The 22,075-nt window shown below is 68.0% G+C and carries 20 protein-coding genes; 12 read left to right on the forward strand and 8 right to left on the reverse strand.

Annotation, left to right across the window (positions count from 1 at the left end):
* Positions 1–10 precede the first annotated feature (10 nt).
* Genes ABL838_RS23560 through ABL838_RS23570 form a run of 3 tightly spaced genes read right to left on the reverse strand, consistent with a single transcriptional unit; the run spans position 11 to position 3,530 of the window.
* Positions 11–1,099 carry an ABC transporter permease gene (locus ABL838_RS23560; protein WP_126023351.1) on the reverse strand — a complete coding sequence of 363 codons (1,089 nt, stop codon included), beginning with the start codon at positions 1,097–1,099 and terminating at the stop codon, positions 11–13.
* Positions 1,096–2,610 (reverse strand): sugar ABC transporter ATP-binding protein, encoded by a 1,515-nt coding sequence (locus ABL838_RS23565; RefSeq protein ID WP_418122176.1) that lies wholly within the window; start codon positions 2,608–2,610, stop codon positions 1,096–1,098. The genes ABL838_RS23560 and ABL838_RS23565 overlap by 4 nt, the downstream gene beginning before the upstream one ends.
* Positions 2,607–3,530: an SMP-30/gluconolactonase/LRE family protein gene (locus ABL838_RS23570; protein ID WP_418122177.1), complete on the reverse strand. Its 924-nt coding sequence runs from the start codon at positions 3,528–3,530 to the stop codon at positions 2,607–2,609. Before ABL838_RS23570 ends, ABL838_RS23565 begins: the two co-directional genes overlap by 4 nt.
* Before the next feature lie 292 nt (positions 3,531–3,822).
* Between ABL838_RS23570 and ABL838_RS23575 the strand changes: the two genes are divergently transcribed.
* Complete coding sequence (locus tag ABL838_RS23575; protein WP_126023530.1) at positions 3,823–4,833, forward strand: LacI family DNA-binding transcriptional regulator; 1,011 nt, start codon at positions 3,823–3,825, stop codon at positions 4,831–4,833.
* A gap of 159 nt (positions 4,834–4,992) precedes the next feature.
* On the forward strand, positions 4,993–5,583 hold the full coding sequence (locus ABL838_RS23580) for a winged helix-turn-helix transcriptional regulator (RefSeq protein ID WP_418122178.1): 591 nt from the start codon (positions 4,993–4,995) through the stop codon (positions 5,581–5,583).
* A gap of 39 nt (positions 5,584–5,622) precedes the next feature.
* Here ABL838_RS23580 and ABL838_RS23585 read toward each other — a convergent pair whose 3' ends face one another.
* Both ABL838_RS23585 and ABL838_RS23590 read right to left on the reverse strand, forming a co-directional pair.
* On the reverse strand, positions 5,623–6,081 hold the full coding sequence (locus ABL838_RS23585; RefSeq protein WP_418122179.1) for a thioesterase family protein: 459 nt from the start codon (positions 6,079–6,081) through the stop codon (positions 5,623–5,625).
* 347 nt (positions 6,082–6,428) lie between these two features.
* Positions 6,429–7,181 carry an IclR family transcriptional regulator gene (locus ABL838_RS23590; RefSeq protein ID WP_418125900.1) on the reverse strand — a complete coding sequence of 251 codons (753 nt, stop codon included), beginning with the start codon at positions 7,179–7,181 and terminating at the stop codon, positions 6,429–6,431.
* Positions 7,182–7,344: 163 nt separating this feature from the next.
* Here ABL838_RS23590 and ABL838_RS23595 point away from each other — a divergent pair, with 163 nt between their 5' ends.
* The 9 genes from ABL838_RS23595 to ABL838_RS23635 are packed head-to-tail and all read left to right on the forward strand — an operon-like array spanning position 7,345 to position 15,788.
* Positions 7,345–8,331 carry a Bug family tripartite tricarboxylate transporter substrate binding protein gene (locus tag ABL838_RS23595; protein WP_418122180.1) on the forward strand — a complete coding sequence of 329 codons (987 nt, stop codon included), beginning with the start codon at positions 7,345–7,347 and terminating at the stop codon, positions 8,329–8,331.
* 55 nt (positions 8,332–8,386) lie between these two features.
* Positions 8,387–9,280: an amidohydrolase family protein gene (locus ABL838_RS23600; protein WP_418122181.1), complete on the forward strand. Its 894-nt coding sequence runs from the start codon at positions 8,387–8,389 to the stop codon at positions 9,278–9,280.
* Positions 9,277–10,263 (forward strand): Bug family tripartite tricarboxylate transporter substrate binding protein, encoded by a 987-nt coding sequence (locus ABL838_RS23605; protein ID WP_418122182.1) that lies wholly within the window; start codon positions 9,277–9,279, stop codon positions 10,261–10,263. The genes ABL838_RS23600 and ABL838_RS23605 overlap by 4 nt, the downstream gene beginning before the upstream one ends.
* 55 nt (positions 10,264–10,318) lie before the next feature.
* Positions 10,319–11,008: an RraA family protein gene (locus tag ABL838_RS23610; protein WP_418122183.1), complete on the forward strand. Its 690-nt coding sequence runs from the start codon at positions 10,319–10,321 to the stop codon at positions 11,006–11,008.
* Positions 11,005–11,934 (forward strand): NAD(P)-dependent oxidoreductase, encoded by a 930-nt coding sequence (locus tag ABL838_RS23615; protein ID WP_418122185.1) that lies wholly within the window; start codon positions 11,005–11,007, stop codon positions 11,932–11,934. Before ABL838_RS23610 ends, ABL838_RS23615 begins: the two co-directional genes overlap by 4 nt.
* A 43-nt stretch (positions 11,935–11,977) precedes the next feature.
* Complete coding sequence (locus tag ABL838_RS23620) at positions 11,978–12,964, forward strand: Bug family tripartite tricarboxylate transporter substrate binding protein (protein ID WP_418122186.1); 987 nt, start codon at positions 11,978–11,980, stop codon at positions 12,962–12,964.
* 22 nt (positions 12,965–12,986) lie between these two features.
* Entirely contained in the window at positions 12,987–13,943 is a 957-nt protein-coding gene (locus ABL838_RS23625; RefSeq protein WP_418122188.1) for a Bug family tripartite tricarboxylate transporter substrate binding protein, read from the forward strand.
* Positions 13,944–13,956: 13 nt separating this feature from the next.
* Positions 13,957–14,844, forward strand: a complete 888-nt coding sequence (locus ABL838_RS23630) for an amidohydrolase family protein (RefSeq protein WP_418122189.1) — start codon at positions 13,957–13,959, stop codon at positions 14,842–14,844.
* Positions 14,845–14,867: 23 nt separating this feature from the next.
* Positions 14,868–15,788 (forward strand): SMP-30/gluconolactonase/LRE family protein, encoded by a 921-nt coding sequence (locus tag ABL838_RS23635; RefSeq protein WP_418122190.1) that lies wholly within the window; start codon positions 14,868–14,870, stop codon positions 15,786–15,788.
* 87 nt (positions 15,789–15,875) lie between these two features.
* On the opposite strand, the gene ABL838_RS23640 is transcribed toward ABL838_RS23635, so the two are convergent.
* The 3 genes from ABL838_RS23640 to ABL838_RS23650 form a co-directional block, all read right to left on the reverse strand.
* Positions 15,876–18,956, reverse strand: coding sequence for an FAD-binding and (Fe-S)-binding domain-containing protein (locus tag ABL838_RS23640; RefSeq protein WP_418125901.1), 3,081 nt, complete (start codon positions 18,954–18,956; stop codon positions 15,876–15,878).
* Between the two features lie 172 nt (positions 18,957–19,128).
* A complete protein-coding gene (locus ABL838_RS23645) occupies positions 19,129–20,118 on the reverse strand; it encodes a Bug family tripartite tricarboxylate transporter substrate binding protein (protein WP_418122192.1) in 990 nt (329 codons plus the stop codon).
* A gap of 21 nt (positions 20,119–20,139) precedes the next feature.
* A complete protein-coding gene (locus tag ABL838_RS23650) occupies positions 20,140–21,015 on the reverse strand; it encodes an amidohydrolase family protein (protein ID WP_418122194.1) in 876 nt (291 codons plus the stop codon).
* A gap of 85 nt (positions 21,016–21,100) precedes the next feature.
* On the opposite strand from ABL838_RS23650, the gene ABL838_RS23655 reads away from it, so the two are divergent.
* The gene (locus ABL838_RS23655) at positions 21,101–22,066 is read left to right on the forward strand and encodes a LysR family transcriptional regulator (protein ID WP_369661112.1); all 966 of its coding nucleotides are present in this window, start codon (positions 21,101–21,103) and stop codon (positions 22,064–22,066) included.
* Positions 22,067–22,075: the final 9 nt, after the last annotated feature.

Raw genomic sequence — 22,075 nt, forward strand, 5'->3', positions numbered from 1 at the left:
TAGTGGGCCGTCATTCCGACGGCGTTGAGGGAACCGGTTGCGCGTGATCGAGCTGCCGCTCGGCGATGCGCCGCTTGATCGAGCGGTTGCGCCGCTGCTGCGCCCAGCCCGCGATGCCGATCGATACCAGCAGCGTCAGGCCGTTGAAGAGCGGCTCCACGTAGAAGGCGCCGCCGAACTGCTGGATGCCCGAGATGCCGATGGCGAGGATCGCCACACCCACCAGCGTGCCCCACACGTTCACGCGGCCGGGCCGGATGGTGGTGGAGCCGAGAAACGCTCCCACCAGCGCCGGCAGCAGGAACTCGAGCCCCACGCTCGCCTGCCCGATCTGCAGCCGCGAGGCCAGCAGCACGCCCGCGAAGCCCGACAGCAGCCCCGAGGCGACGAAAGCGCCCATCACATGCCTGCGCACCGAAATGCCGTTGAGCTGCGCCGCCTTCGGGTTCGCGCCGATCACGTAGAGCGCCCGGCCCAGCGGGGTGAACTCGGTCACCACCCACAGCGTGAGGCTCACCGCGAGCACGTAGAACGCGCCCACCGGCAGCCCCAGCAGGCTGCCGCCCGCGATGCCCACGAAGCCATCGGGCAACTCGCCCACCACCTGCCGCCCGCCGCTGTGCCACATGGCCACCGCGTAGATCACGGTGCCCGTGCCCAGCGTGGCGATGAACGAGTCGATCTGCGCGAGCTCGACCAGCAACCCGTTGAGCACGCCGAAGAGCGCCGCGCACAGCAGCACCACCAGCACCGCCGCCGGCCACGGCAGGCCCAGCTGCGTCTGCAGGCTGATCGCGAGGATGTGCCACAGCACGATGCCGTAGCCCACGGTGAGGTCGATCTTGCCGGTGATCATCGGGATGGTTGCGGCCAGCGCCAGCAGCGCGATCACCGACTTGTCGGCCAGGATCGCGCGCAGGTTGAACAGCGTCGGAAAGGTCTCGGGCAGCAGCACCGAGAACAGCAGCGCGAGCGCCACCGTGAGCACGACGAGGCCGTACACCGGCATCGCGCGCCCGAGGCTCTGCGCCAGGGAAACGGCCTCGCCGTCCAGGGACTTGTCGGGCTCCAGCGCCGTGGACTTGATAGAGCTGCTCATGCTGAAACTTCCTCGCGCGTCGCCGCGCCTGCTGCCAATGCCAGGAGTCTTTCGACGGTGATCGCCTCGCCCGTGAGCTCGGCCGCGATCAGCCCGTCGCGGAAGACGAGCACGCGGGTGCACACGGTCGCGATCTCCTCGAAGTCGGTGGAGACGACGACCAGCGCGGTGCCGGCCTCGGCGCGCTCGCGCAGCACGCCGTAAATCTGCCGCTTGGCGCCCACGTCGACGCCCGCGGTGGGCTCCTCGAGCACCACCAGCGGCTTGTCGAGGTGGAACCAGCGCGCCAGCACCACCTTCTGCTGGTTGCCGCCCGAGAGCTGCTGCACTTCGGCCGACGGCGCGGGCGGGTTGATGTCGAAGCGGCGGATGAGCGCGAGCGCGCTCTCGTTCTCGCGGCGTGGCCGGTCGAAGGCCAGGCCGCGGTCGCCGTGCAGCGTCGAATTGGGAAACAGGTTCTCCAGCACGCTCATCGAGCCGGCCAGGTTCTCCTCGAGCCGCTCGCCAGCCACGTAGGCCACGCCGGCGCGGATGGCATCGGCCGGGCAGGTGAAGCCGCAGGCCTTGCCCAGCAGCTGCATGCGCCCGGCCGACAGCGGCTCGCGGCCGAAGATCGCGCGGCTGATGGCCTCGTGCCCCGCGCCGCGCAGGCCTACGAGGCCCAGCACCTCGCCGCGATGCACGGCCAGGTCCAGCGGGCCGGCGTTGCCGCTGGCCGCGCCTTCGAGCTTCAGAACGGGCTCGCTTCGCGCGGGCTCCTTTGCCTTCTGCACAGAGGCCGAGAGCGCCTTGCCCACGATCAGCCCCACCAGTTCGCTCTCGCTGGTCTGCGCCGTGGTCTTCACCGCCACCAGCCGGCCGTCGCGCATCACGGCTGCACGGTCGGAAATGGCCATCACCTCGTCGAGCCGGTGCGACACGTACATCATCGCCATGCCCTGGCGGCGCAGTTCGCGCAGCACGCCGAACATGCGCTCCACGTCGCTCATCGGCAGGCTGGCCGAGGGCTCGTCGAGCACCAGCAGCCGCGCCTTCACCTCGAGCGCGCGGCCGATGGCGAGCAGCGACTTCTCGGCGCGCGTGAGCGAGAAGACACGGCGGCCGGGGTCGATGTCGCAGCCCACGCGCGCCATCACGCGGCGCGCCGTGTCGTTCGCCGCCTTCCAGTCGATGAGGCCGAAGCGGCGCGGGTAGCCGGTGCCCAGGCCCACGTTCTCGGCGACGGTCATCCATTCGACGAGGCCAAGGTCCTGGTGGATGAATGCCACCGGCTGCTCGCGCCGGTCGGCGCGCCGCCACTCGGACTGCGGCCGGCCGTCGAAAAGAATCTCGCCGTCGTCCACCGCGTGGATGCCCGCGAGCAGCTTGATGAGCGTGGACTTGCCCGCGCCGTTCTCGCCCAGCAGCGCGAGGATTTCTCCGGCGCGCACGTCCAGCGTGACCTTGTCGACCGCCTGCGTGCCGCCGAAGCGCTTGCTGACCGACTGGAACTGCAGCAGCGGCGTGCTCATGCGCGGACCGCCCCGCTGGTGTTGAGGCGGATGCGGTAGAGCGAGGTCGATGCGCACACGAAGAGCTCGTTGCCGTCGGTGCCGCCGAAGGTCAGGTTGCCCACCTTCTCCGGTACCGCGATGCGCGCCAGGCGAGTGCCATCGGGGTGGTAGACCTGCACGCTGTCGGCGCTGCTGGTGTAGACAAAGCCGTGCACGTCGACGCGGAAGCCGTCGGCCAGCCCAGGGTTCACCACCGCGAACACGCGCGGGCTCGCGAGGTCCTGCCCGCCGATCACGTCGAAGGCGACGATGTGGTGGTTCCCCGAGCCGTCGGTGCGCAGCGCGGCCGAGGTGTCGCTCACATACAGGATGCGCTCGTCGGGCGAGAAGGCCAGTCCGTTGGGCTCCTCCACGAAGTCGCTCACCGAGCGCAGCGCGCCAGTAGCCGGGTCGAAGCGGAACACGTGGTTGCGGCCCAGCTCGCTCTCGGCCTTGTGTCCCTCATGGTCTGAGGCGATGCCGTAGGGCGGGTCGGTGAACCAGATGCTGCCGTCGCGCTTCACGATGATGTCGTTGGGCGAGTTGAGCCGGCGGGCCTGGTAGCGGTCGACCACCACTTCATCGGGCAGCGGCAGCAGTCCTGGCCCGAAGCGCGTGCGCACGATGGCGCGCTGCCCGTGCGAGCAATGCAGCAAGGCGCCGTCGGCCTCGCGCGTGTGGCCGTTGGTGAACTCCACGCCTTCGCGCCACACGCTCATGCCACCTTCGGCGTGCCAGCGCAGCATGCGGTTGTTCGGAATGTCGCTCCACAGCACCGAGCCGTCCTCGCGCATCCACACCGGCCCTTCGCTCCAGATGGCGCCGGTGCACAGGCGTTCGAGCGGGCCGGCCCCTTGGGGGACGGGAGCGAAACGGGAGTCGAAGACTTCGATGGTCATGGCCACGGCGCTGGTTTCCCTGAATTAGGGCTCGCAGTGTGGCACCAAAAAGATACCGGTAACTTAGGCTTTTCCCGTACACACCAAGGCTGTCATTTCATTCTGATTTCATGGGCATTGGCTGTATTCTTTGTGCATCGATTCATGCACCAATACAGTTATCGGTATCTATCGCCGCGCGGCCCTCGTCGCATATCCTCGAACCCGCCTTCCGAGAGAGAAAGAAAGAAGCTCCTTGCCTCCGACCAAAGCCTCCGCCGCCCCTGCTCCCGCCCTCACCCGCCCCGCGACGATGGCCGACGTGGCCGCGCGCGTCGGCGTGTCGAAGATGACGGTGTCGCGCGCTCTCAACCGCGGCGCGAGCAGCGACCGCGTGACCTCCGAGGCGCTGCGCCAGCGCATCCTTCAGGCCTGCGAGGAAATGGGCTACGTCATCGACCAGACGGCACGCACCTTCTCCAGCAAGCGATCGGGCTTCGTCGCGGTGCTAATCCCCTCGCTCAACAACTCCAACTTCTCGGAAACCGCACAGGGCATCACCGCCGCCGTGGAAGCGCGCGGACTGCAGGTGCTGCTGGGCTACACCGACTACCGCGTGGAGACCGAGGAGCGCCTGCTGCGCGCCATGCTCGCGCGCCGGCCCGAGGGCGTGATCCTCACCGGCGGCTCGCACACGCCGGCCGCGCGCGCGATGCTGCAGGCAGCGGGCGTGCCGGTGGTCGAGACCTGGGACCTGCCGGCCACGCCCATCGAGCACACCGTGGGCTTCTCGAACGCCGAGGCCGCCGCCGCGATGGTGCGCCACCTGCACGGCAAGGGCTACCGGCGCATCGCCTTCATCGGTGGCACCTCGAACCGCGACACGCGCGGCGCCGACCGCCAGCGCGGCTATGCAAACGCGATCCGCGAACTGGGCCTGCCCGACGGCCGCGTGATCAGCTTCGGCCAGCCGCCGATCTCGATGGCGCAAGGCGGCGAGGCCGTGGCGCAGCTGATCCGCCAGTGGCCCGACGTCGACGCCGTGATCTGCGTGTCCGACCTCTCTGCCTTCGGCGCACTGATGGAATGCCAGCGCCGCGGCTGGGAAGTGCCCGGCCGCATCGCGATCGCGGGCTTCGGCGACTTCGAGGTCGCACGCGCCTGCCATCCGCGCATCACCACCGTGGCGGTTGATTGCGTGGGCATCGGCAAGGCGGCTGGGGAACTGCTGCTGCGCGTGATCGACGGCACGCGAGAAGGACATCGGCCGCCCGCGGAGACGGTGCTGATTCCGTTCCATATCGAGCAGCGCGAGAGCTCCTAGCCGGGACGCGGAGCTAAGCTGAAACGAAAGGGTCGCGGGAGCGAAGGCAACCGAAGCAGCCTGCACGAGCGCGGCCTTGACGCGGGGTGCCGGGTGCTATTCTGCTGACGTCATTCAGCATCCCCTGTCCTGGCTGCGGACCATCCCCAACACCGCCATATGCCCCGACCGTCGCTCCCCAAGCCCGCGTGCTCCGTCGCGCGCGCCCTCGAGATCCTCGGCGACCGCTGGACGCTCCTGCTGGTGCGCGAGATCCTCTTCGGCACGCGTCGCTTCGACGATTTCGCCGCCCACCTGGGCATTGCCCGCACCGTGCTGACCGAGCGGCTGAACCGCCTGGTGGAGGCGGACATCCTGCTGCAGACACCGCTCAAGCCCGGAGGCCGCCGCTTCGGCTACGACCTGGCGCCCAAGGGGCAGGACCTGGTGCCCGCTTTGCTCGCCGTCATGCAATGGGGCGACCGCTGGCTGCAGTCGCCCGAGACCGTGCCGATCCGGGTGATCGAGCGCACGTCCGGCGAGGAGCTGCCCGCCATCCAGCTGCGCGGACGCAGCGGCCAACTGCTGGCCGTCGACGCGCTGGACTGGGCACCCGGTCCAGGCGCAGGCGCCTCGGAGATCGCGCCGCTGATCGCCGCATACGAGGCGCAGCGGCCCGTGCGTGCGCGCCCGGTGCCATCCCCCCGCCGCGCCGCGGCCAAAACGGGCGCGGTGCGGCAGCGTCGGGTCAAGCCCGCGGCTGCGGCCTGAAGGCCGGCTCGCCGCTGCCGCAGGCGTGGTGCTCGCGGATCAGCGCTCCTGCCGCAGGCGCGCAAGTACGGCGTCCGGCGCCACCACGCCTTCTCGCCCGAGGATCACGCCCTTGGACGTGCCTTCGGCGACGATGCGCTCACCCACGAGGAACTGGTGCGACATGTGGAAGTGGCGCTCGTCCCAGTGGGTCAGCTGCATCACGGCCTCGTAGCGCTGGAAGAGCTTGAGCGACTTCTTGTAGACCATGGTGTGCTCGGTGACGATCGGCGCCCAGCGCTCCTTGCGCATCACGCCGACCAGTCCAGTCCGGATGAACAGGTCCAGGCGCGAGAGGTCCGCGATCGTCAGATAGCGGCCGTTGTTCATGTGCAGGTTGATGTCCAGGTCGGTAGGCAGCGTCATCAGCCGCAGCCGGCTCTCGGCGACACCGACCGGCAGGCGCTCGCGGCGTCGCGAGAGCCACCACACCCACAGCATGCGGAAGATCAGGTTCATGGCGGGCGGTCCTGTTCAGGCGATGGGCCGACCGATGCACTGAATCTCGGCCGAGTCCGCAGCGGCCATCGGCATGATCGCCAACTGCAGGCCAAGTGCCCGCGCTCGCCCATGTGGCCGCGACCTCACGGCCGCGCCCTGCTCTCCTCTCTGATCCATCCTTCATCCCCCCTTTATTGAGTCAACGCTTCGACATGAAGCGCGGCGGGCCCGGACTCATCGATCCGTTGCCGCAGGCGGGGATTCTGCACGAGTAACGATTGAAAGTATTGAATTCGTACTTTTAAAGCACCTTTTCAAAACCAATCCGCTGTCATCCGATTCTCGGCTCCGGCCCGGATCCGGGCTTACGGATGCCAGGTCGACACCACCGCAGGTGTCTGCGCCGTAGGCCTTCCCGCGAGCGCATAGGAGAGCTCGTTCGCGGCTTTCATGATCGTCTTCGCGAGCCCGATCAGCTTGGCCTTGGGCAGCCGGTCCGCAGGGCCCGAGATGCACACCGAGCCCAGCAGCGCCCAGCGCAGCCCGAAGACCGGCGCCGACACCGTCGCCACGTTCTTCTCGCGCTCGCCGATGGAGTAGTGGTAGCCCTTCTTGCGGATGTCCTCGTAGAGCTTTCCGGGCTCGCCCGAGAACGCGAGGATCACGCGGCCCGGTGAGCCCAGGTCCAGGGGCAGCATCGCGCCCATGCGTGCGTGGTGCCGGATGGGCTGCGGTCCTTCCACGCGGGCCAGGCAGGTTCTGGAGTTTCCTTCGCGAACGTAGAACGCGGCGCTCTCGCCCGTTGCCTGCGACAGTGCGAGCAGCATCGGCTCGACCACGCCGTTGGCATCGAAGCTGGCCTGGTAGCGCGCGCCGAGCCAGCCGGCCGCGGGGCCCAGCCGCCAGCCGCCGTCCTCGCGCTGCACAACGTAGCCGGCGAGCGCCAGCGTGCGCAGCAGGCGCAGAGCGGTCGTCTTGTGCATCTGGCTGCGGCGCGTGAGCTCCGCGAGCGAGAGATGCTCGTCCTGCATGCCGAAGGTGTCGAGCAGCTGCAGCGCGCGGGTGACGGCGGTGACACCGCCCGAGGCCTCGGCGTCGGCCTCGCGGGGCGTCTCGATCACTTCCTTGAGCGCGGATCCGGTCTTCGAATTTCGTTTCACACAGTGGTCCAAGGTCCGTTCAGTGGACCACCATTGTATGGAATGGAACGCAAACCTAAAGTCGCTTCACGCCTCGCAGCACAGCCTGCGGGTGGGCAACGAAAGATAAGGAGACAGATCCATGCGTACCTCGAGCCTCGGCTCCATTCCTCGCCGCGCGGCCCTCGGCCTCGCCCTTCTTCTCGCCTCGGGCATTGCGGCGGCGCAGGCCTATCCGGCGCGCCCGATCAAGCTCATCGTGCCGTTTCCGCCGGGTGGCGGCACGGACATCATCGCCCGCGAAGTGGCGAACAAGGTCGCGACCTCCGAAGGCTGGACCATCGTCATCGACAACAAGCCAGGCTCGGGCGGCAACATCGGCGTCGACGCGGCGGCCAAGGCCAGCCCCGACGGCTACACGCTGGTGCTGGGACAGACCAGCAACCTCGCGATCAATCCGTCGCTCTACACCAAGCTGCCCTATGACCCGGTGAAGGATCTCGCGGCAGTGGGCCTGGTCGCTTCGGCGCCGCTGGTGGTGGTCGTGTCTTCCGCATCGCCCTACAAGAAGCTCGCCGACGTGGTCGCCGCCGCGAAGGCCAAGCCCACCGCGCTCAACTACGCGAGCTCGGGCAACGGCACCGTGGCGCACCTCGCGACCGAGCAGTTCCAGAAGGTCGCCGGCATCCAGCTCACGCATGTGCCCTACAAGGGCGCATCGCAGGGCATGACGGACCTGGTCGGCGGGCAGATCCAGCTCTACGTGTCGTCGGTGCCGACGCTCATCGCGCAGATCAAGAGCGGACAGCTGCGCGCGCTGGCCGTGACCTCGCTGCAGCGCAACCGTGACCTCCCCGACGTGCCCACGATGGTCGAGGCCGGCTACAAGGACTTCGAGGCCGTCACCTGGTTCGGCGTGGCGGGCCCCGCGGCCATGCCGAAGGACGCGATCGCAAAGCTCAACGCAGCTTTCAACAAAGCCCTCGCGACGCCCGACGTGCAGAAGAAGCTCGCGGCGCAGGGCGCGGAAGTGCTGTCCGGCCCGCCGGAGAAGTTCGCCTCGCTGATCCGCACCGACGGCGTGCGCTGGGGTGCGATCGTGAAGGCCTCGGGCGTCCGGCTCGACTGATCCTCGGCTGATCGCCATGTCCGGCTCCGTCGCCGCAGGCACAGGTTCAAGCGCTATGCCCACCGCCCCCTTCTCTGCCGGACAAGGACGCGCGCCGGTCGAGGTTCCGTCCGGGGCCTGCGACTGCCACGTGCACCTGTACGACTCGCGCTATCCGCCGGCACCCGGCGCGAAGCTGACGCCGCCGGACGCCACCGCGCACGACTACCGCCAACTGCAGCAGCGCACCGGCACCGAGCGCGTGGTGTTCGTGACGCCCTCCACCTACGGCACCGACAACCGCCCGCTGCGCGATGCGCTCGCCGCCTTCGGCGCACGGGCGCGCGGCGTGGCGGTCATCGACGAGAACGTCGGCGACGACGAACTGCGCTCGCTGCACGACTGCGGCGTGCGCGGCATCCGGCTCAACCTCTCGCTCGGCGTCGCTAACATTGCCGCGCAGATCGCACCGCTGGCAAGGCGCATCGCGCCGTTGGGCTGGCATCTGCAGCTGCTCGCGCCGGCGCATCTGCTGATGCAGCTCGCCGATGTGCTGGAAGACCTGCCCGTGCCCATCGTGTTCGACCACTTCGCAAGGCTCGCACCGTCGATGGCCGGCAGGCACGCGGCGCATGCGCTGGTGCTGCGCCTGCTCGCATCGGGCCGTGCGTGGGTCAAGCTCTCTGGCAGCTACATCGTGAGCGAGGAAGGCCCGCCGCATTTCGCGGACGTGGCACCGCTGGCAGAGAGCTTCCTGCAGGCCGCGCCGCAGCGCGTGCTGTGGGGCAGCGACTGGCCGCACGCCAGCGCCAGTGCCGGCCACCAGGCCATGCCCGACGACGCGCAGCAGATGGCATTGCTCGCCGGCTGGACCGGGACGTCGGACGCCTTGCGCCGCGTGCTGGTCGACAACCCGGCCGCGCTCTACGGCTTCGACAGACAGAACAACGCTTCCACGGAGACAACATGACCCGCATGCACAGGCGCCGCTTCGGCGCATTGGGCCTGGCCGCGCTCGCCGCGGCGTCGATGCCCGCACTCGCTCAGGGCCAGTGGCCCACCGGCAGGCCCATCACCTGGGTCGTGCCCTACCCGCCGGGCGGCACCACCGACATCCTCGGCCGCGCCATCGCGCAGCGGCTGGGCGCATCGCTGGGCACGACGGTGATCGTCGACAACAAGGCCGGCGCCACCGGCACCATCGGCTCGGGGTTCGTCGCGCGGTCGGCGCCCGACGGCTACACGTTGCTGGGCACCTCGATCGGCCCGCAGGCCATCGTGCCGAACCTGCTGCAGAAGATGGCTTACGACCCGGTCGGCGCCTTCGCGCCGGTGACCTTGATCGGAACCATCCCGCACGTGCTGGTCGTCGGTGCCGCGCAGCCGATGCGCACCGTGGCAGACCTCGTCGCGCAGGCGAAGGCGCGGCCCGAGGAGCTGTCGTTCGCGTCCGGCGGCAGCGGCACCATCCTTCAGATGCAGGGCGAGCTGCTGCGCCTGCAGACGGGCACGCGCATGACGCACGTCCCCTACAAGGGCGACACGCCGGCCATCCAGGACGTGCTGGCCGGCCACACCAGCTTCATGTTCGCGCCGGCGGCCGCGGCGCTGCCGCACATCCAGGGCGGCCAGCTGAGGGCGCTGGCCGTCACCTCGGCCGCGCGGCTGAAGGCGCTGCCCGACGTGCCCACCATGGGCCAGGCCGGCTTCAAGGATTTCGTGGTCGAGCAGTGGCAGGCGCTCTACGCGCCGGCGGGCACGCCCGCCGCCGTGGTCCAGAAGCTCAACGCCGAGGTGGTGCGCCAGCTGAAGGACCCCGAGATCGCCGCCATGGCCGACAAGCTCGGCGTCACCCTCGTGGGCAGCACGCCGCAGCAGCTCGCCGACACCCAGAAAGCGGACCTGGCCAAGTGGGCCAAGGTTGTCAAGGACGCGGGCATCAGGCCCGAGTGAGCCTGGCCCTCTTCATTTCCTGCCATCCATCACCATCACTCCAAGAGGTTTCCCCATGTCATCTCCCCTCCCCGACGTCATCCGCGACTTCGAACGCGTGCCCGCGCACATCGTGGCGCAGGCGGCCGAGTTCCAGCCGGCCATTCTGGCCGACGTGGCCGGCCGTCGCGGCGCACTGGACGGTCGCATCAAGGCACTGCGGCCCCGCATGAAGCTGGCGGGCACCGCGATCACCGTGGAAGTGCGCCCCGGCGATAACCTGATGATCCACGCCGCCATCGCCATGGCGAAGCCCGGCGACGTGCTCGTCATCGACGGCAAGGGCGACCTCAGCTCCGCGCTCATGGGCACGATCATGATGACCGCCTGCCGGCAGATCGGCATCGCCGGCGTGGTGATGGACGGCGCCTGCCGCGACAGCCTGGAGATCGACGAGATGGACTTTCCGGTCTTCTGCGTGGGCACCAATCCGAACGGGCCGACCAAGAACATCGGCGGGCGCATCGGCCATCCGGTGTCGATCGGCGGCGTGACCGTGCATGCGGGCGACTTCATCGTGGGCGACGCCGACGGCGTGGTCGTGGTGGAGCGCGACAAGATCGAGTCGCTGCTGCCCCACGCGGCGAAGAAGGTGAAGGACGAGGCCGCGCGCATCGCCGCCATCAAGGAAGGCAACACCGCCGCCAAGTGGCTCGACTCCGCACTGCGCGCAGCGGGCGTGCTGAAGGAAGGCGAGACGCTGTGACAGCCATTCTGGTGACGGGCGCCGACCTGGCGCCGCAGGCGGTGAAGCTGCTCGAAGGCCACGAGATCGTCTATGCGGGCAAGACGCCGACCGAAGACGACCTCGTCGCGCTGTGCCGCGCGCACGACCCTGTGGCCATCATCGTGCGCTACGGCAAGGTGGGTGCGGCCGTCATGGACGCCGCGCCGTCGCTGAAGGTGATCTCCAAGCACGGCAGCGGCACCGACACCATCGACAAGGTGGCGGCGCAGGCGCGCGGCATCGAGGTGGTCGCGGCCGTGGGCGCGAACGCGGCGGCGGTGGCCGAGCAGGCGCTCGCGCTGCTGCTGGCCTGCGCGAAGTCGGTGGTGGCGCTGGATGCACGCATGCACGCCGGCCACTGGGACAAGGCGACGCACAAGAGCCTCGAACTCGGCGGCCGCACCATCGGCCTCGTCGGGCTCGGCGCCATCGGGCTGCGCTTCGCGCGCATGGCCGATGCGCTGGGCATGCGCGTGCTCGGCTTCGACCCTTACGCGAAGAACCTGCCGGCCCATGTGCAGGCCGCCGACCTCGCGACCCTCTGGGCCGAGTCCGACGTCATCTCGCTGCACTGCCCGTTGACCGACGAGAACCGGGGCCTGCTTGATGCGGACACGCTGGCGCGCTGCAAGCGCGGCGTGATCGTCGTCAACACAGCGCGCGGCGGCCTGATCGACGAAGAGGCGCTGCTGGCAGCCTTGCGCTCGGGCCAGGTTTCCATGGCCGGGCTGGACAGCTTCGCCATCGAGCCGATGACCGCCGGCCATCCATTCCAGGGCGAGAAGAACATCGTGCTGAGCCCGCACATCGGCGGCGTGACCAGCGATGCCTACGTGAACATGGGCGTCGGCGCCGTAAAGAACCTGCTGCAGGTGCTCGCGCGCCAAACCGCGGCGAGCTGCTGAGGCAGCATCGTCGCCATTCCGTCGGAACCAAGGAGACAGAAAAATGAAGAGCGGCAAGAAGGCCCGCTGGGCCGCGCTCGCGCTCGGCCTGCCGGTCGCCCTGGCAGTCCACATGCAGGCGCAGGCACAGGCCTGGCCTGCCAAGCCCGTGCGCGTGCTCGTCGGCTTCTCGGCGGGCGGCCCCACCGACGTGGTGGCGCGCGCCTTCGCCGACTACGCATCGCGCGCGCTGGGCCAGCCATTCGTCGTGGACAACAAACCCGGCGCCAACACCATCCTCGCGGCCGAGGCGGTCGCCGCCGCGCCGGCGGACGGCTACACCCTGCTGCTGGGCGCGACGAACCACACGATGATCCCGGCGCTCTACAGCCAGCGCGTCAAGTTCGACGCCGTGCGCTCCTTCGCGCCGGTGTGTTCGCTGGCCGTGAGCCCCACGGTGCTGGTGGTGGGGCCGTCGATGCCGGTGAAGTCGCTCGGCGCCTTCCTGCAGGCCGTGAAGGCCGAGCCGGGCAAGCGCACATACGCCACGCCGGGCTCGGGCAGCTCGGGCCACTTCGCGAGCGCGCAGTTCACGCAGCTGACGGGCACGTCGATGAACCACATCCCGTACAAGGGCGCGGCGCAGGCGGTCACCGATCTCATCGGCGGACAGGTCGACAGCTCATTCGCCACGCTGGGCTCGGTGCTCGCGCAGGTGCAAAGCGGCAAGCTGACGGCGCTCGCGGTGGCCGCGCCGAAGCGCTCGGCGCTGCTGCCCGGCGTGCCGACCTTCGAGGAGGCTGGCGTCAAGGGCTACACGGCCGACGCCTGGTACGGCCTGCTGGCGCCGGCGAAGACGCCGCCCGAGGTGCTGGCCACGCTGCGCCGCGTGGCGACCGAATTCGCGCAGGCGCCGGCCACGCAGGAAAAGTTGCGCTCGCTGGGCATGGAGGCCCGCAACACCTGCGCCGATGCATTCGGCGCGCAGCTGGCGGGCGAGGTCAGGCTCTATGGCGATCTGGCCCGATCGCTCGACCTCAAGACCGAATGACCGCATACCCGAGGAACACAGAATGAAAACCATCCGACGCGTGCTCGCCGCGTGCCTTCTTGTCGCTGGAGCCTCCGCGCAGGCGGCCTTTCCGGAGCGCCCGATCACGCTCGTCGTGCCCTATGCGCCCGGCGGCTCGGCCGACGCGCTCGCGCGCGTGCTGGCCGTGCGCGTGGGCATGAAGCTGGGCACCACCGTGATCGTCGACAACCGGCCCGGCGCCAGCGGCACCATCGGCGCGGGCTTCGCCGCCAAGGCCGCGCCCGACGGCTACACCGTGCTCTACGACGCCACGCCCTACTCGATCAATCCGCATCTCTTCGCGCGCATGCCCTATGCCGCCAACGCGCTGCAGCCGCTCGCGCTCGTGGCGCTGGCGCCCAACATCGTGATCGTGCGCGCCGATTCACCCTTGAAGAGCATCAAGGACCTCGCGGACAAGGCCAAGGCCGAGCCAGGCAAGATCAACTTCGCGTCGGGCGGCAGCGGCACCGTGCAGCGGCTCGCGGCGGAGCTGCTGCGCCAGCGGCTCGGGCTGGACATGGTGCACGTGGGCTACAAGAGCGGCGGCCCCGCCATCACCGACGTGATGGGCGGGCAGGTCGACTTCATGTTCAGCACCATCGCCGCGTCGTATCCGCTGGTGTCCTCCGGCAAGCTGCGTGCGCTGGCGGTGTCTTCGCCGCAGCGTTCGCCGCGCCTGCCCGAGGTGCCGACCATCGCCGAGACCGTGGCGCCAGGCTACGAGGCCTACGAATGGAACGGCGTCTTCCTGCCCACCGGCACGCCGGCACCCATTGCCGAGAAGCTGCACAAGGCAGTGGTCGAGGCGCTGAAGGAAGAGGAAGTGAAGAAGCGCTTCGTCGACGTCGGCGTGCAGCCGGTCGGTTCCACCCCTGCGGAGTTCGCCGACTTCCTGAAGAAGGAAGACGCGAAGTGGGCGGAAGTGATCCGCAAGGGCAACATCAAGCTCGATTGACCACAGCGCACGAATGAACGCCACCTCCATCGCGCAGCCGGTTCCCCACTCGGTGGGCCTGGATCGCCCCGCGCCCGCGCTGCCCGCGGGCGCCTGCGACAGCCACATGCACATCTTCGATGCGCGCTTCGCCGCGTCGCCGCACTGGAAGCGCCAGCCGCCTCGCGCCGAGGTGGCGGCCTACCGCCTGCTGCAGCAGCGGCTGGGCACCTCGCGCACCGTGGTCGTCAACCCGTCGACCTACGGCACCGACAACGCCTGCACCCTCGATGCGCTCGCGCAGCTGGGCGAACAGGCGCGCGGCGTCGCGGTCGTCGCCGAGGACGTGGCCGGCGATGAACTCGACCGCCTCGCGGCCCACCGCGTCTGCGGCCTGCGCGTGAACTTCGTGACGCCGCAGTCCTGGGGCGTGACCACGCCGCGGATGCTGACGACGCTTGCGCGCAAGGTGGCGCGGCTGGGCTGGCACATCCAGGTCTTCGTGCATCCGGAACAGCTGGTGGAGCTCGAGACGGTGCTGGCAACCTTGCCGGTGCCGCTGGTCATCGACCACATGGCGCGCATCGACCCGGCCGAAGGTGCCAATGCGGCGGCGTTCACCGTGGCGCGGCGACTGCTCGACGGCGGCAACACATGGATGAAGCTCTCGGGCGTCTACATGCGATCGCGCGACGGAGCACCCGCCTACCGCGATGCCTTCGCGCTGGGCCGCGCGCTGGTCGAGGCCGCGCCCGAGCGGCTGGTGTGGGGCAGCGACTGGCCGCACACGACCGAGACGCCGGGAACGGTGGACGACGCGGCCCTAGCGAACGTGCTCGCCTCATGGTGCGGCGACGAAGCCGTGCGCACGCGCATCCTCGTCGACAACCCGGCGAAGCTCTATGGATTCGCGGCAGCCTGATCCGCGCCGCAAAGGAGACCGACTTGTACTTCCTGCAAGCGCCCCAGGTGCTGGAGCTCCAGACCTTCACCAGCATGCCCGGGCATTTCCGGCGCCGCGAGCCGAGCATCTGGGCCGACGCCAACCGCGGCGGCCAGCCGACCGACTCCTTCCTCGAAGGCCCGGTGTTCGACGACGCCGGCAACCTCTACGTCTCGGACATTCCCTTCGGCCGCATCTTCCGCATCGACGCCTCGGGCGAGTGGGCGCTGGTCGCCGAGTACGACGGCGAACCGAACGGCATGAAGTTCATCGACGCGAACACGCTGCTCGTCACCGACTACAAGAACGGCCTGATGCGCATGGACGTGCACACCGGCAGCGTCACGCCGCACCTGCAGCGGCGCAACACCGAGAGCTTCAAGGGCATGAACGACCTGGTGCTGGACGCGCGGGGCAACGTCTACTTCACCGACCAGGGCCAGAGCGGTCTGCACGACCCGTCGGGGCGCCTGTATCGCCTGCGGCCCGACGGTCAGCTCGACCTGCTGCTGTCGAACGTGCCCAGCCCCAACGGCGTGGCGCTCTCGCCCGACGGCAAGGTGCTCTATCTCGCCGTGACGCGCGGCAACTGCATCTGGCGCGTACCGCTGCTCGCGGACGGCAGCGTCGCCAAGGTGGGGCAGTTCTTCGCGTCCCATGGTCCGAGCGGCCCCGACGGGCTCGCCGTCGACGCGCAGGGGCGGCTGCTGGTCGCGAACCCGGGCCTGGGCATCGTGTGGGTGCTCGATGCGCGTGCCGAGCCGGTCATGGTGCTGCGCGGCCCCGTCGGCGCGTCCACCACGAACATCGCCTTCGGCGGGCCGGACAGGTGCACGCTGTTCGTCACCGATTCGACGCACGGCAATGTGTTGAAGGCAGAGCTCGACGCGCCGGGCGTGGAGCTGCATCGATTGGACGACTGAGGCGCTGAGCTTCGCTGGGGGCTCGTGCGTGGCGCGAGCACTCGCGAAGGCAGTTGCCGAGTCAGTTTTTCGTCGCGCACCCGCAGGTCATTGCCGTCGGCTCGTCGCGGGTGACGCGGTCCGGGCATGGAACTGGAGCAATACCTCCACGGGATGCCGGAGATGCCGGCCCTCCATTCGCTTGGCCTGGCTGCGACAGGAGTAGCCCGTCGCCAGGAACTCCGTCTTCTGCATCTCCCCATCCTTCAGTATCGGCTCCCAGGACAGGGAGTAGATCTGGCGGGACGTCGCGACGTTCACGCTCTCATGGCCATAGGTCCCCGACATGCCGCAGCAGCCGCTGGCTTGCTGCTGGAGCTTCAAACCGGCGCGGGCGAACACATCGGGCCACAAGGCCGCTGCCGCAGGCGCGTTCGTCCTTTCGGTGCAATGGCCCAGAAGCCGGAAGTCTCCCGCTGCGGGTTGCGGATTCATCCGGGGCAGAACATCGAGCAGCCACTCCTGCGGAAGCTGCACGGCGGGAGGCTTTTCCAGGGCTGGGAGCTTCGCGTATTCCTGTCGATACACGAGCGTCATCGCAGGGTCGAGGCCGACGAGCGGCACGCCGTACGAAGCCAGTTCGTCGAGCATCGCCGCGTTCCTGCGCGCTGCACGGCCGAACCCCTTCAAAAAGCCAAGGACGTGAAGCGGCTTGCCGTTCGGCATGAAAGGCGCCAGCCACACCGTGTACCCGAGCCGTGAAGCGAGTTCGATGAATGCCGAGAAAACGTGCGTATCGAAATAGCGCGTAAAGGCATCCTGAACGAGGACGACGGACCGGGCCCGCTGCGCATCCGTCAGAGCCATCAGCGACCGCTCGGTGGCAGTGCGTACGCCCCAGCGACGCAGCGTGGCACGGAAGTCGAAACGGCTCAGCAGCGGACTGTCGACCATGCCCGCATGGCGTTCGAGCATGCGACGCAGCAGGCTGGAGGACATCGCCGCGTTGTAGAGCCACGGAACCCGCGCGAAGAACGGCACGCTGAATTCGAGCGAACCGATCAGGTAGTCCTTCATCGGCCGCGAGTAACGGGAGTGATAGAGCTCCAGGAAGCGCGAGCGGAAATCCGGGACGTTGACCTTGACAGGGCACTGCCCCGCGCACGACTTGCAGGCCAGGCAACCGCTCATCGCTTCGTAGACCTCGTGGGAGAAGTCATCGGAAGCACCGTTGCCGGCCACCGCGCGCCCACGGCCGCTCTTCCAGCGCCTGACGAATCCGGCGACGAACGAAGGCTGCTGCGCAGCCACCCCGAGTACATCGACCCCCGCATTGCCCTGCAAACGCAGCCACTCCCGCATCAGGGCCGCACGGCCCTTGGGCGAATGCCTGCGTTCACGCGTGGCCTTCCATGAGGGGCACATCGCATCGTCAGGGTCGAAGTTGTAGCAGGCGCCGTTGCCGTTGCAGCGAAGCGCACTTGCGTGGCTTTGCCAGACGCGTTCGTCGATCTGGCGATCGGCGTCGGCGCGCAAAGGGACCTCGTCGATACGCAGCAACTCTGCAAGCTGGCCCGCGGGAGTGGCGATCTTTCCCGGGTTCAGCTGGTTGTATGGGTCGAACGCAGCCTTAAGTTGCTGCAGTGCCGGATACAACGGACCGAAGAACTTCGGCGCGTACTCGGAACGAACGCCCTTCCCGTGCTCGCCCCACAACACGCCGCCGTATTTCAGCGTCAACTCCGCGACCTCATCGGAGATCGTGCGGATCAACGCCGCGTGGGCCGGGTTTCTCAGATCCAGCGCCGGCCGGACATGAAGCACGCCCGCGTCCACATGGCCGAACATGCCATAGCTCAGCCCGTGGCCGTCGAGCAGCGCCCTGAACTCTTCGATGTAGTCGGCAAGCTTCTCCGGCGGCACCGCAGTGTCTTCGACGAAAGGCTGAGGCCGGGCCTCGCCCGGCACGTTGCCCAGCAATCCGACGGCGCGCTTGCGCATGGCGTAGACCTTCTCCACGCAAGCCTTCCCCCAAGCGACCGTGTGGCCGATGCGCGCCGCAGTGGCATCGTCCGCAAGATGGCCGACGAAGGCCGCCACGCGCTCGCGCAGTTCCTCCTGCGAGTCTGCGCAGAATTCGACCAGGTTGATGCCACGGGTCGGCAGCCTGTCGCCGTCGACAGGGAAGTACTCCGCCACGTCCTGCCAGACGATGTCGCCCATCGCCAGGCTCAACACCTGTGAATCGACCGTCTCGATCGACAGCGGGCGATGCTGCATCAGGAATCTTGCGTCCCGCAGAGCATCCATGAAGCTGGCGTACCGCACATTGACCAGCACCGAATACCGGGGAATGGGGAGCAGCCCGATCTCGGCCTCGACCACGAATCCCAGCGAACCTTCTGCGCCGCACAGGACGCTGTTGAGGTTGAAGCGATCGCCGGGTTCCCCGAGGTGTGCCAGGTCATAGCCGGTGAGGCAGCGATTCAGCGGAGGAAAGCGCGCGGCGATCAGGTCGGCATGCCGGGTGGCGATCTGGTGTGCGCAGCGCCACACGGCGCCCACTGGCCCGTCTTTCTGCAACTGCACCTCCAGTTCGCCGGCATCGACGGATCTGCTCGAAAAGCGAATGCCGCCCAGCATGACCATGTCGAGTTCCAGTACATGGTCGCGAGTCTTGCCGTAGGTGCAGCTTCCCTGGCCGCTCGCGTCCGTGTTGATCATCCCGCCTATCGTGGCGCGGTTGGAGGTCGACAGCTCCGGTGCGAAGAAGAGTCCATGTTCCTGCAGCGCCGCGTTGAGCTGGTCCTTGACCACGCCCGCCTGCACCCTTGCCACTCGCCGGACGGGATCGATCCAGAGAATCCGGTTGAGATGCCGGGAGAGGTCGACCACGATGCCGTCCGTCAGCGACTGCCCGTTGGTGCCCGTCCCACCGCCACGCGCGGAAACGACCACCTGCCGATGCTCCGGCGCGGCGAGCAGCTTCGCGAGCGTTTCGACGTCCGCCCCGTCCAGTGGGAAGACCACGGCCTGGGGCAGGCGCTGGTAGATCGAGTTGTCCGTGGCGAGGACGGTGCGGTCGGCGTATCGCGGCGAGATCTCGCCACGGAAGCCTGCCGCGCCCAATGCATGGAGAAAGCGCTGGTAGCCGCTTTGCAGTGCGACGGGGGCTGGAATGATCTCGATCAATTTCGGGGTTCCACGGTTGCGAGGGGCAGTCGGCCGGCCTGCCTGCGCTTGCAAGGCCGCGGCCGGCAAAGCCGCAAGAGCCTGCGCGCACCTGCAGCGCCCGCACGGCCGCTTTCCTTCCAGTAAGTCATGCGCCTTGCGATCCTCGCGCCAGGCGATCCGGTGCCGATCAGTCGGACTTCAGGCGTCCCTGCTTGACCATCTGCGCAGCCAGGGCCGACTCGGCGCTGACCAGCTTCTGGAGCGCAGCGCTTGTGCCTCCGACGGGCTCGCTGCCCAGGTCCTTGATCACGTTGGAAAACTCCGGCTGGGCCACGGCCTTGGTCGCCCAGTCCTGCAGGCTGGCGACGCTGGCGGCAGGCGTGCCCCGGGGCGCGAACAATCCGACGAAGGTGGTTGCGTCGAACGAAGGCAAGCCCAGTTGCGCAAGTGTCGGGACGTTCGCGAGAAGCCCGCCGCCCTGCGGGCCCAGCACGATGAGGGCACGCAGCGCGCCGCTCTTGATGTGCGGGGTGGAACTCGTGATCTGGTCGACCACGGCGTCGATCTGGCCGCCCATCAGATCGACCAGGGCCGGACCCGAACCCTTGTAGGGCACGGCATTGACCTGCGCCTTGGCGGAGTCCTCGAACTGGAGCAGCGCCAGGTGGTTGGGAGAGCCGGGGCCTGCGTGGCCGACCGTCACGCTCTGGCTGGCAGCCTTGGCGACCTTGAGGAAGTCCGCAGCGGTCTTGAACCGCGGGTCGTTGGCGCGCACGACCACGACAACGGGCGTACGGCTGAGCAGAGCGACCGGCGTCAGGCTGTCGGCCTTGTAGGGCACCTTGATGATCTCCGGAAGGGTTCCCAGCTGACCGGGTGTCGCCACCAGCAGCGTGTGCCCGTCGGGCTCGGCTCTCGCAACTGCGCCCGTTCCCACGGCGCCGCCGCCGCCGGCACGGTTGTCGATGATCACGGACTGGCCGACCAGCCTGGTCAGCGGCACGCTCAGCGAGCGCGCGACGATGTCCACGTTCCCTCCCGGTGCGAAGGGAACCACCAGGGTGATCGGCTTCGAAGGAAAGCGATTCTGCGCAATGGCGGGGTGGAGTGCGGCGCAGGCAGCGAGCGATGCGGCACCTTGCAGGAAAGCTCTGCGGCTGCTTTTTTGATTGAACATGAATGTCTCCTTCTTGAAAAATCAGTCGTTCCAATAAAGCCGGGTCGGGTTCTCGACCAGGGCCTTGCGCCTGATTTCCTCGGGAAACCAGTGGGTGATCATGTTTGCCAGCTCGATGCTGGCGATCGACTTCGCGTCGACGCCGGGATGGGGCCAGTCAGAGCCCCAGACGATGCGATCGGGATTCGCGTGCGCCAGGCTGTGCGCCAGCGGCAGCACGGCGGGGTCGACGCCTGAGCCTGTCGCGGATATCCGGTATGCGCCCGAGAACTTGACCCAGGCGCATCCCTGTCGAAGCAGGCTTCGAAGGCCGCTGACGCCCCTGCTGTCGATGTCACCGCAGTTCGACGGATGGCCGAAGTGGTCCACCACGACGCTCATGCCCTTTTCGGCCAGGCGCTGGACGAGGCTGAAATCCGCATCGATGTTCACGAGCAGCTGGATGTGCCACCCAAGCCCCTTCACCCGATCCGCAATGGATTGCAGGCCGGCGGCGGAAACGCCTCCGCTGAACAGCGCATTGCATCTGGCGCCCCTCACTCCGAGTCGATGCAGTTCCTCGATCTCGGCATCCGGCGTGTCTTCGAAGATGACGGCCACGCCGCGCATGCTGCCGGGATCTGCGTCGCCGAGTGTCCGCTTCAGGAGCGAGTGATCGCGGCCGTACACGCTCGGCTGGACAAGAACGCAGCGATCCATGCCCAAGGGCCTATAGGCAGACCAGTACTGTTCGATCGTGGCCGGCGGCGGGGTGTACGAGCGCTCGGCGATGAACGGGAATGCCTCCGGAGATCCGAAAACATGCAAATGCGTGTCGCATGCCCCCTCAGGAAAGATTCTTTGTTTTTCACCAGGAAGCGCCTGGTGGGCTGCGTCGTGGCGGCCTGTGATTGCCATGGATTCCGAACTGTCTGGTTAAGTGCAGGCCAGATTGTTTTGGCTCGGCCCACAGTCAGTCAAATTCATTACCATCATCATTCAAATGAATGAAATTCAGCTTTCCCCGGACCAGGATCGCGCAGCGATCAACCTTCGCAGGATCGACCTCAACCTCCTGGTGATGTTCGAAGCGCTCGTCGAAGAGCGAAGCGTGAGCAAGGCGGCGGCCAGGCTCAACCTGACCTCTTCTGCCGTGAGCCACGCGTTGCGCCGTCTCAGGGAGCAGTTCAAGGACCCCCTGATGCTGCGAACCGCGCAAGGCATGGTTCCGACCCCCGAGGCCGTTCGCCTCGCGAAGAGTTTCAGAAAGGCCTTCAGCGAAATCGAGAACGCCATCGGGGTTGCCGGGGAGTTCGACCCCGCCACCGCGAGAAGGACTTTTCTTCTGCGCGTGTCCGACTATGTCGGCATCCTCCTGCTGCCGCGCCTGTGCGTCGAACTGCGCACCGTGGCGCCGGGTGTCAGCCTCTCGGTGCAGTCTTTCGAGATGCGCCAGCCGTCGGACCGCGTCGAATACGAAGGCGTGGAGATCAGGCTCTCCGTTTCCCGGGGGCACTCCGTTCTTTCCGCCTCCCGACGAATACTGGACGACCGATGGATGGTGTTGATGAGGAAAGGCCACCCCGCCGCATCCGCACCGCTGACCCTGGACAAATACCTCGAACTCGGGCACCTGAAGGTCTCGGGGGTCGGCAGCAGCATCCTCGACGAACTGCTCGCCGAGCGCGGGCTGGCACGCCGGGTCATGATCCAGGTGCCCACATGGCAAGGCATGGTGCCGGTGATCGAATCCACCGACCTGATTGCCGCCATGCCGGCTCACTGGATGGGCAGCGTGCTCTCAGGCTCGAACTGCGTCGCCTTTCCGTTCCCGCTGCCGGAGCTGGCGCTTTCCATCGATGCCGTCTGGCATCCCCGCAACGATCACGATCCCGGCCACAAATGGTTCAGGGAGCTGATCCACCAGATCTTTCAGGACGCGCACAAGAAATCGCACGTGCAAGACTGACGGCGATTC

Source organism: Variovorax sp. 160MFSha2.1 (genome assembly GCF_048305075.1).
GTDB lineage: Bacteria > Pseudomonadota > Gammaproteobacteria > Burkholderiales > Burkholderiaceae_C > Variovorax > Variovorax guangxiensis.

Coding starts and splice junctions, on each gene's coding strand:
- ABL838_RS23570 (WP_418122177.1), bottom strand. CDS start 3,530: ATGACCATCGAAGTCTTCGACTCCCGTTTCGCTCCCGTCCCCCAAGGG.
- ABL838_RS23630 (WP_418122189.1), top strand. CDS start 13,957: ATGAACGCCACCTCCATCGCGCAGCCGGTTCCCCACTCGGTGGGCCTG.
- ABL838_RS23645 (WP_418122192.1), bottom strand. CDS start 20,118: ATGTTCAATCAAAAAAGCAGCCGCAGAGCTTTCCTGCAAGGTGCCGCA.
- ABL838_RS23585 (WP_418122179.1), bottom strand. CDS start 6,081: ATGAACCTGATCTTCCGCATGCTGTGGGTGTGGTGGCTCTCGCGACGC.
- ABL838_RS23620 (WP_418122186.1), top strand. CDS start 11,978: ATGAAGAGCGGCAAGAAGGCCCGCTGGGCCGCGCTCGCGCTCGGCCTG.
- ABL838_RS23565 (WP_418122176.1), bottom strand. CDS start 2,610: ATGAGCACGCCGCTGCTGCAGTTCCAGTCGGTCAGCAAGCGCTTCGGC.
- ABL838_RS23655 (WP_369661112.1), top strand. CDS start 21,101: ATGAATGAAATTCAGCTTTCCCCGGACCAGGATCGCGCAGCGATCAAC.
- ABL838_RS23625 (WP_418122188.1), top strand. CDS start 12,987: ATGAAAACCATCCGACGCGTGCTCGCCGCGTGCCTTCTTGTCGCTGGA.
- ABL838_RS23610 (WP_418122183.1), top strand. CDS start 10,319: ATGTCATCTCCCCTCCCCGACGTCATCCGCGACTTCGAACGCGTGCCC.
- ABL838_RS23580 (WP_418122178.1), top strand. CDS start 4,993: ATGCCCCGACCGTCGCTCCCCAAGCCCGCGTGCTCCGTCGCGCGCGCC.
- ABL838_RS23575 (WP_126023530.1), top strand. CDS start 3,823: ATGGCCGACGTGGCCGCGCGCGTCGGCGTGTCGAAGATGACGGTGTCG.
- ABL838_RS23605 (WP_418122182.1), top strand. CDS start 9,277: ATGACCCGCATGCACAGGCGCCGCTTCGGCGCATTGGGCCTGGCCGCG.
- ABL838_RS23560 (WP_126023351.1), bottom strand. CDS start 1,099: ATGAGCAGCTCTATCAAGTCCACGGCGCTGGAGCCCGACAAGTCCCTG.
- ABL838_RS23600 (WP_418122181.1), top strand. CDS start 8,387: ATGCCCACCGCCCCCTTCTCTGCCGGACAAGGACGCGCGCCGGTCGAG.
- ABL838_RS23595 (WP_418122180.1), top strand. CDS start 7,345: ATGCGTACCTCGAGCCTCGGCTCCATTCCTCGCCGCGCGGCCCTCGGC.
- ABL838_RS23650 (WP_418122194.1), bottom strand. CDS start 21,015: ATGGCAATCACAGGCCGCCACGACGCAGCCCACCAGGCGCTTCCTGGT.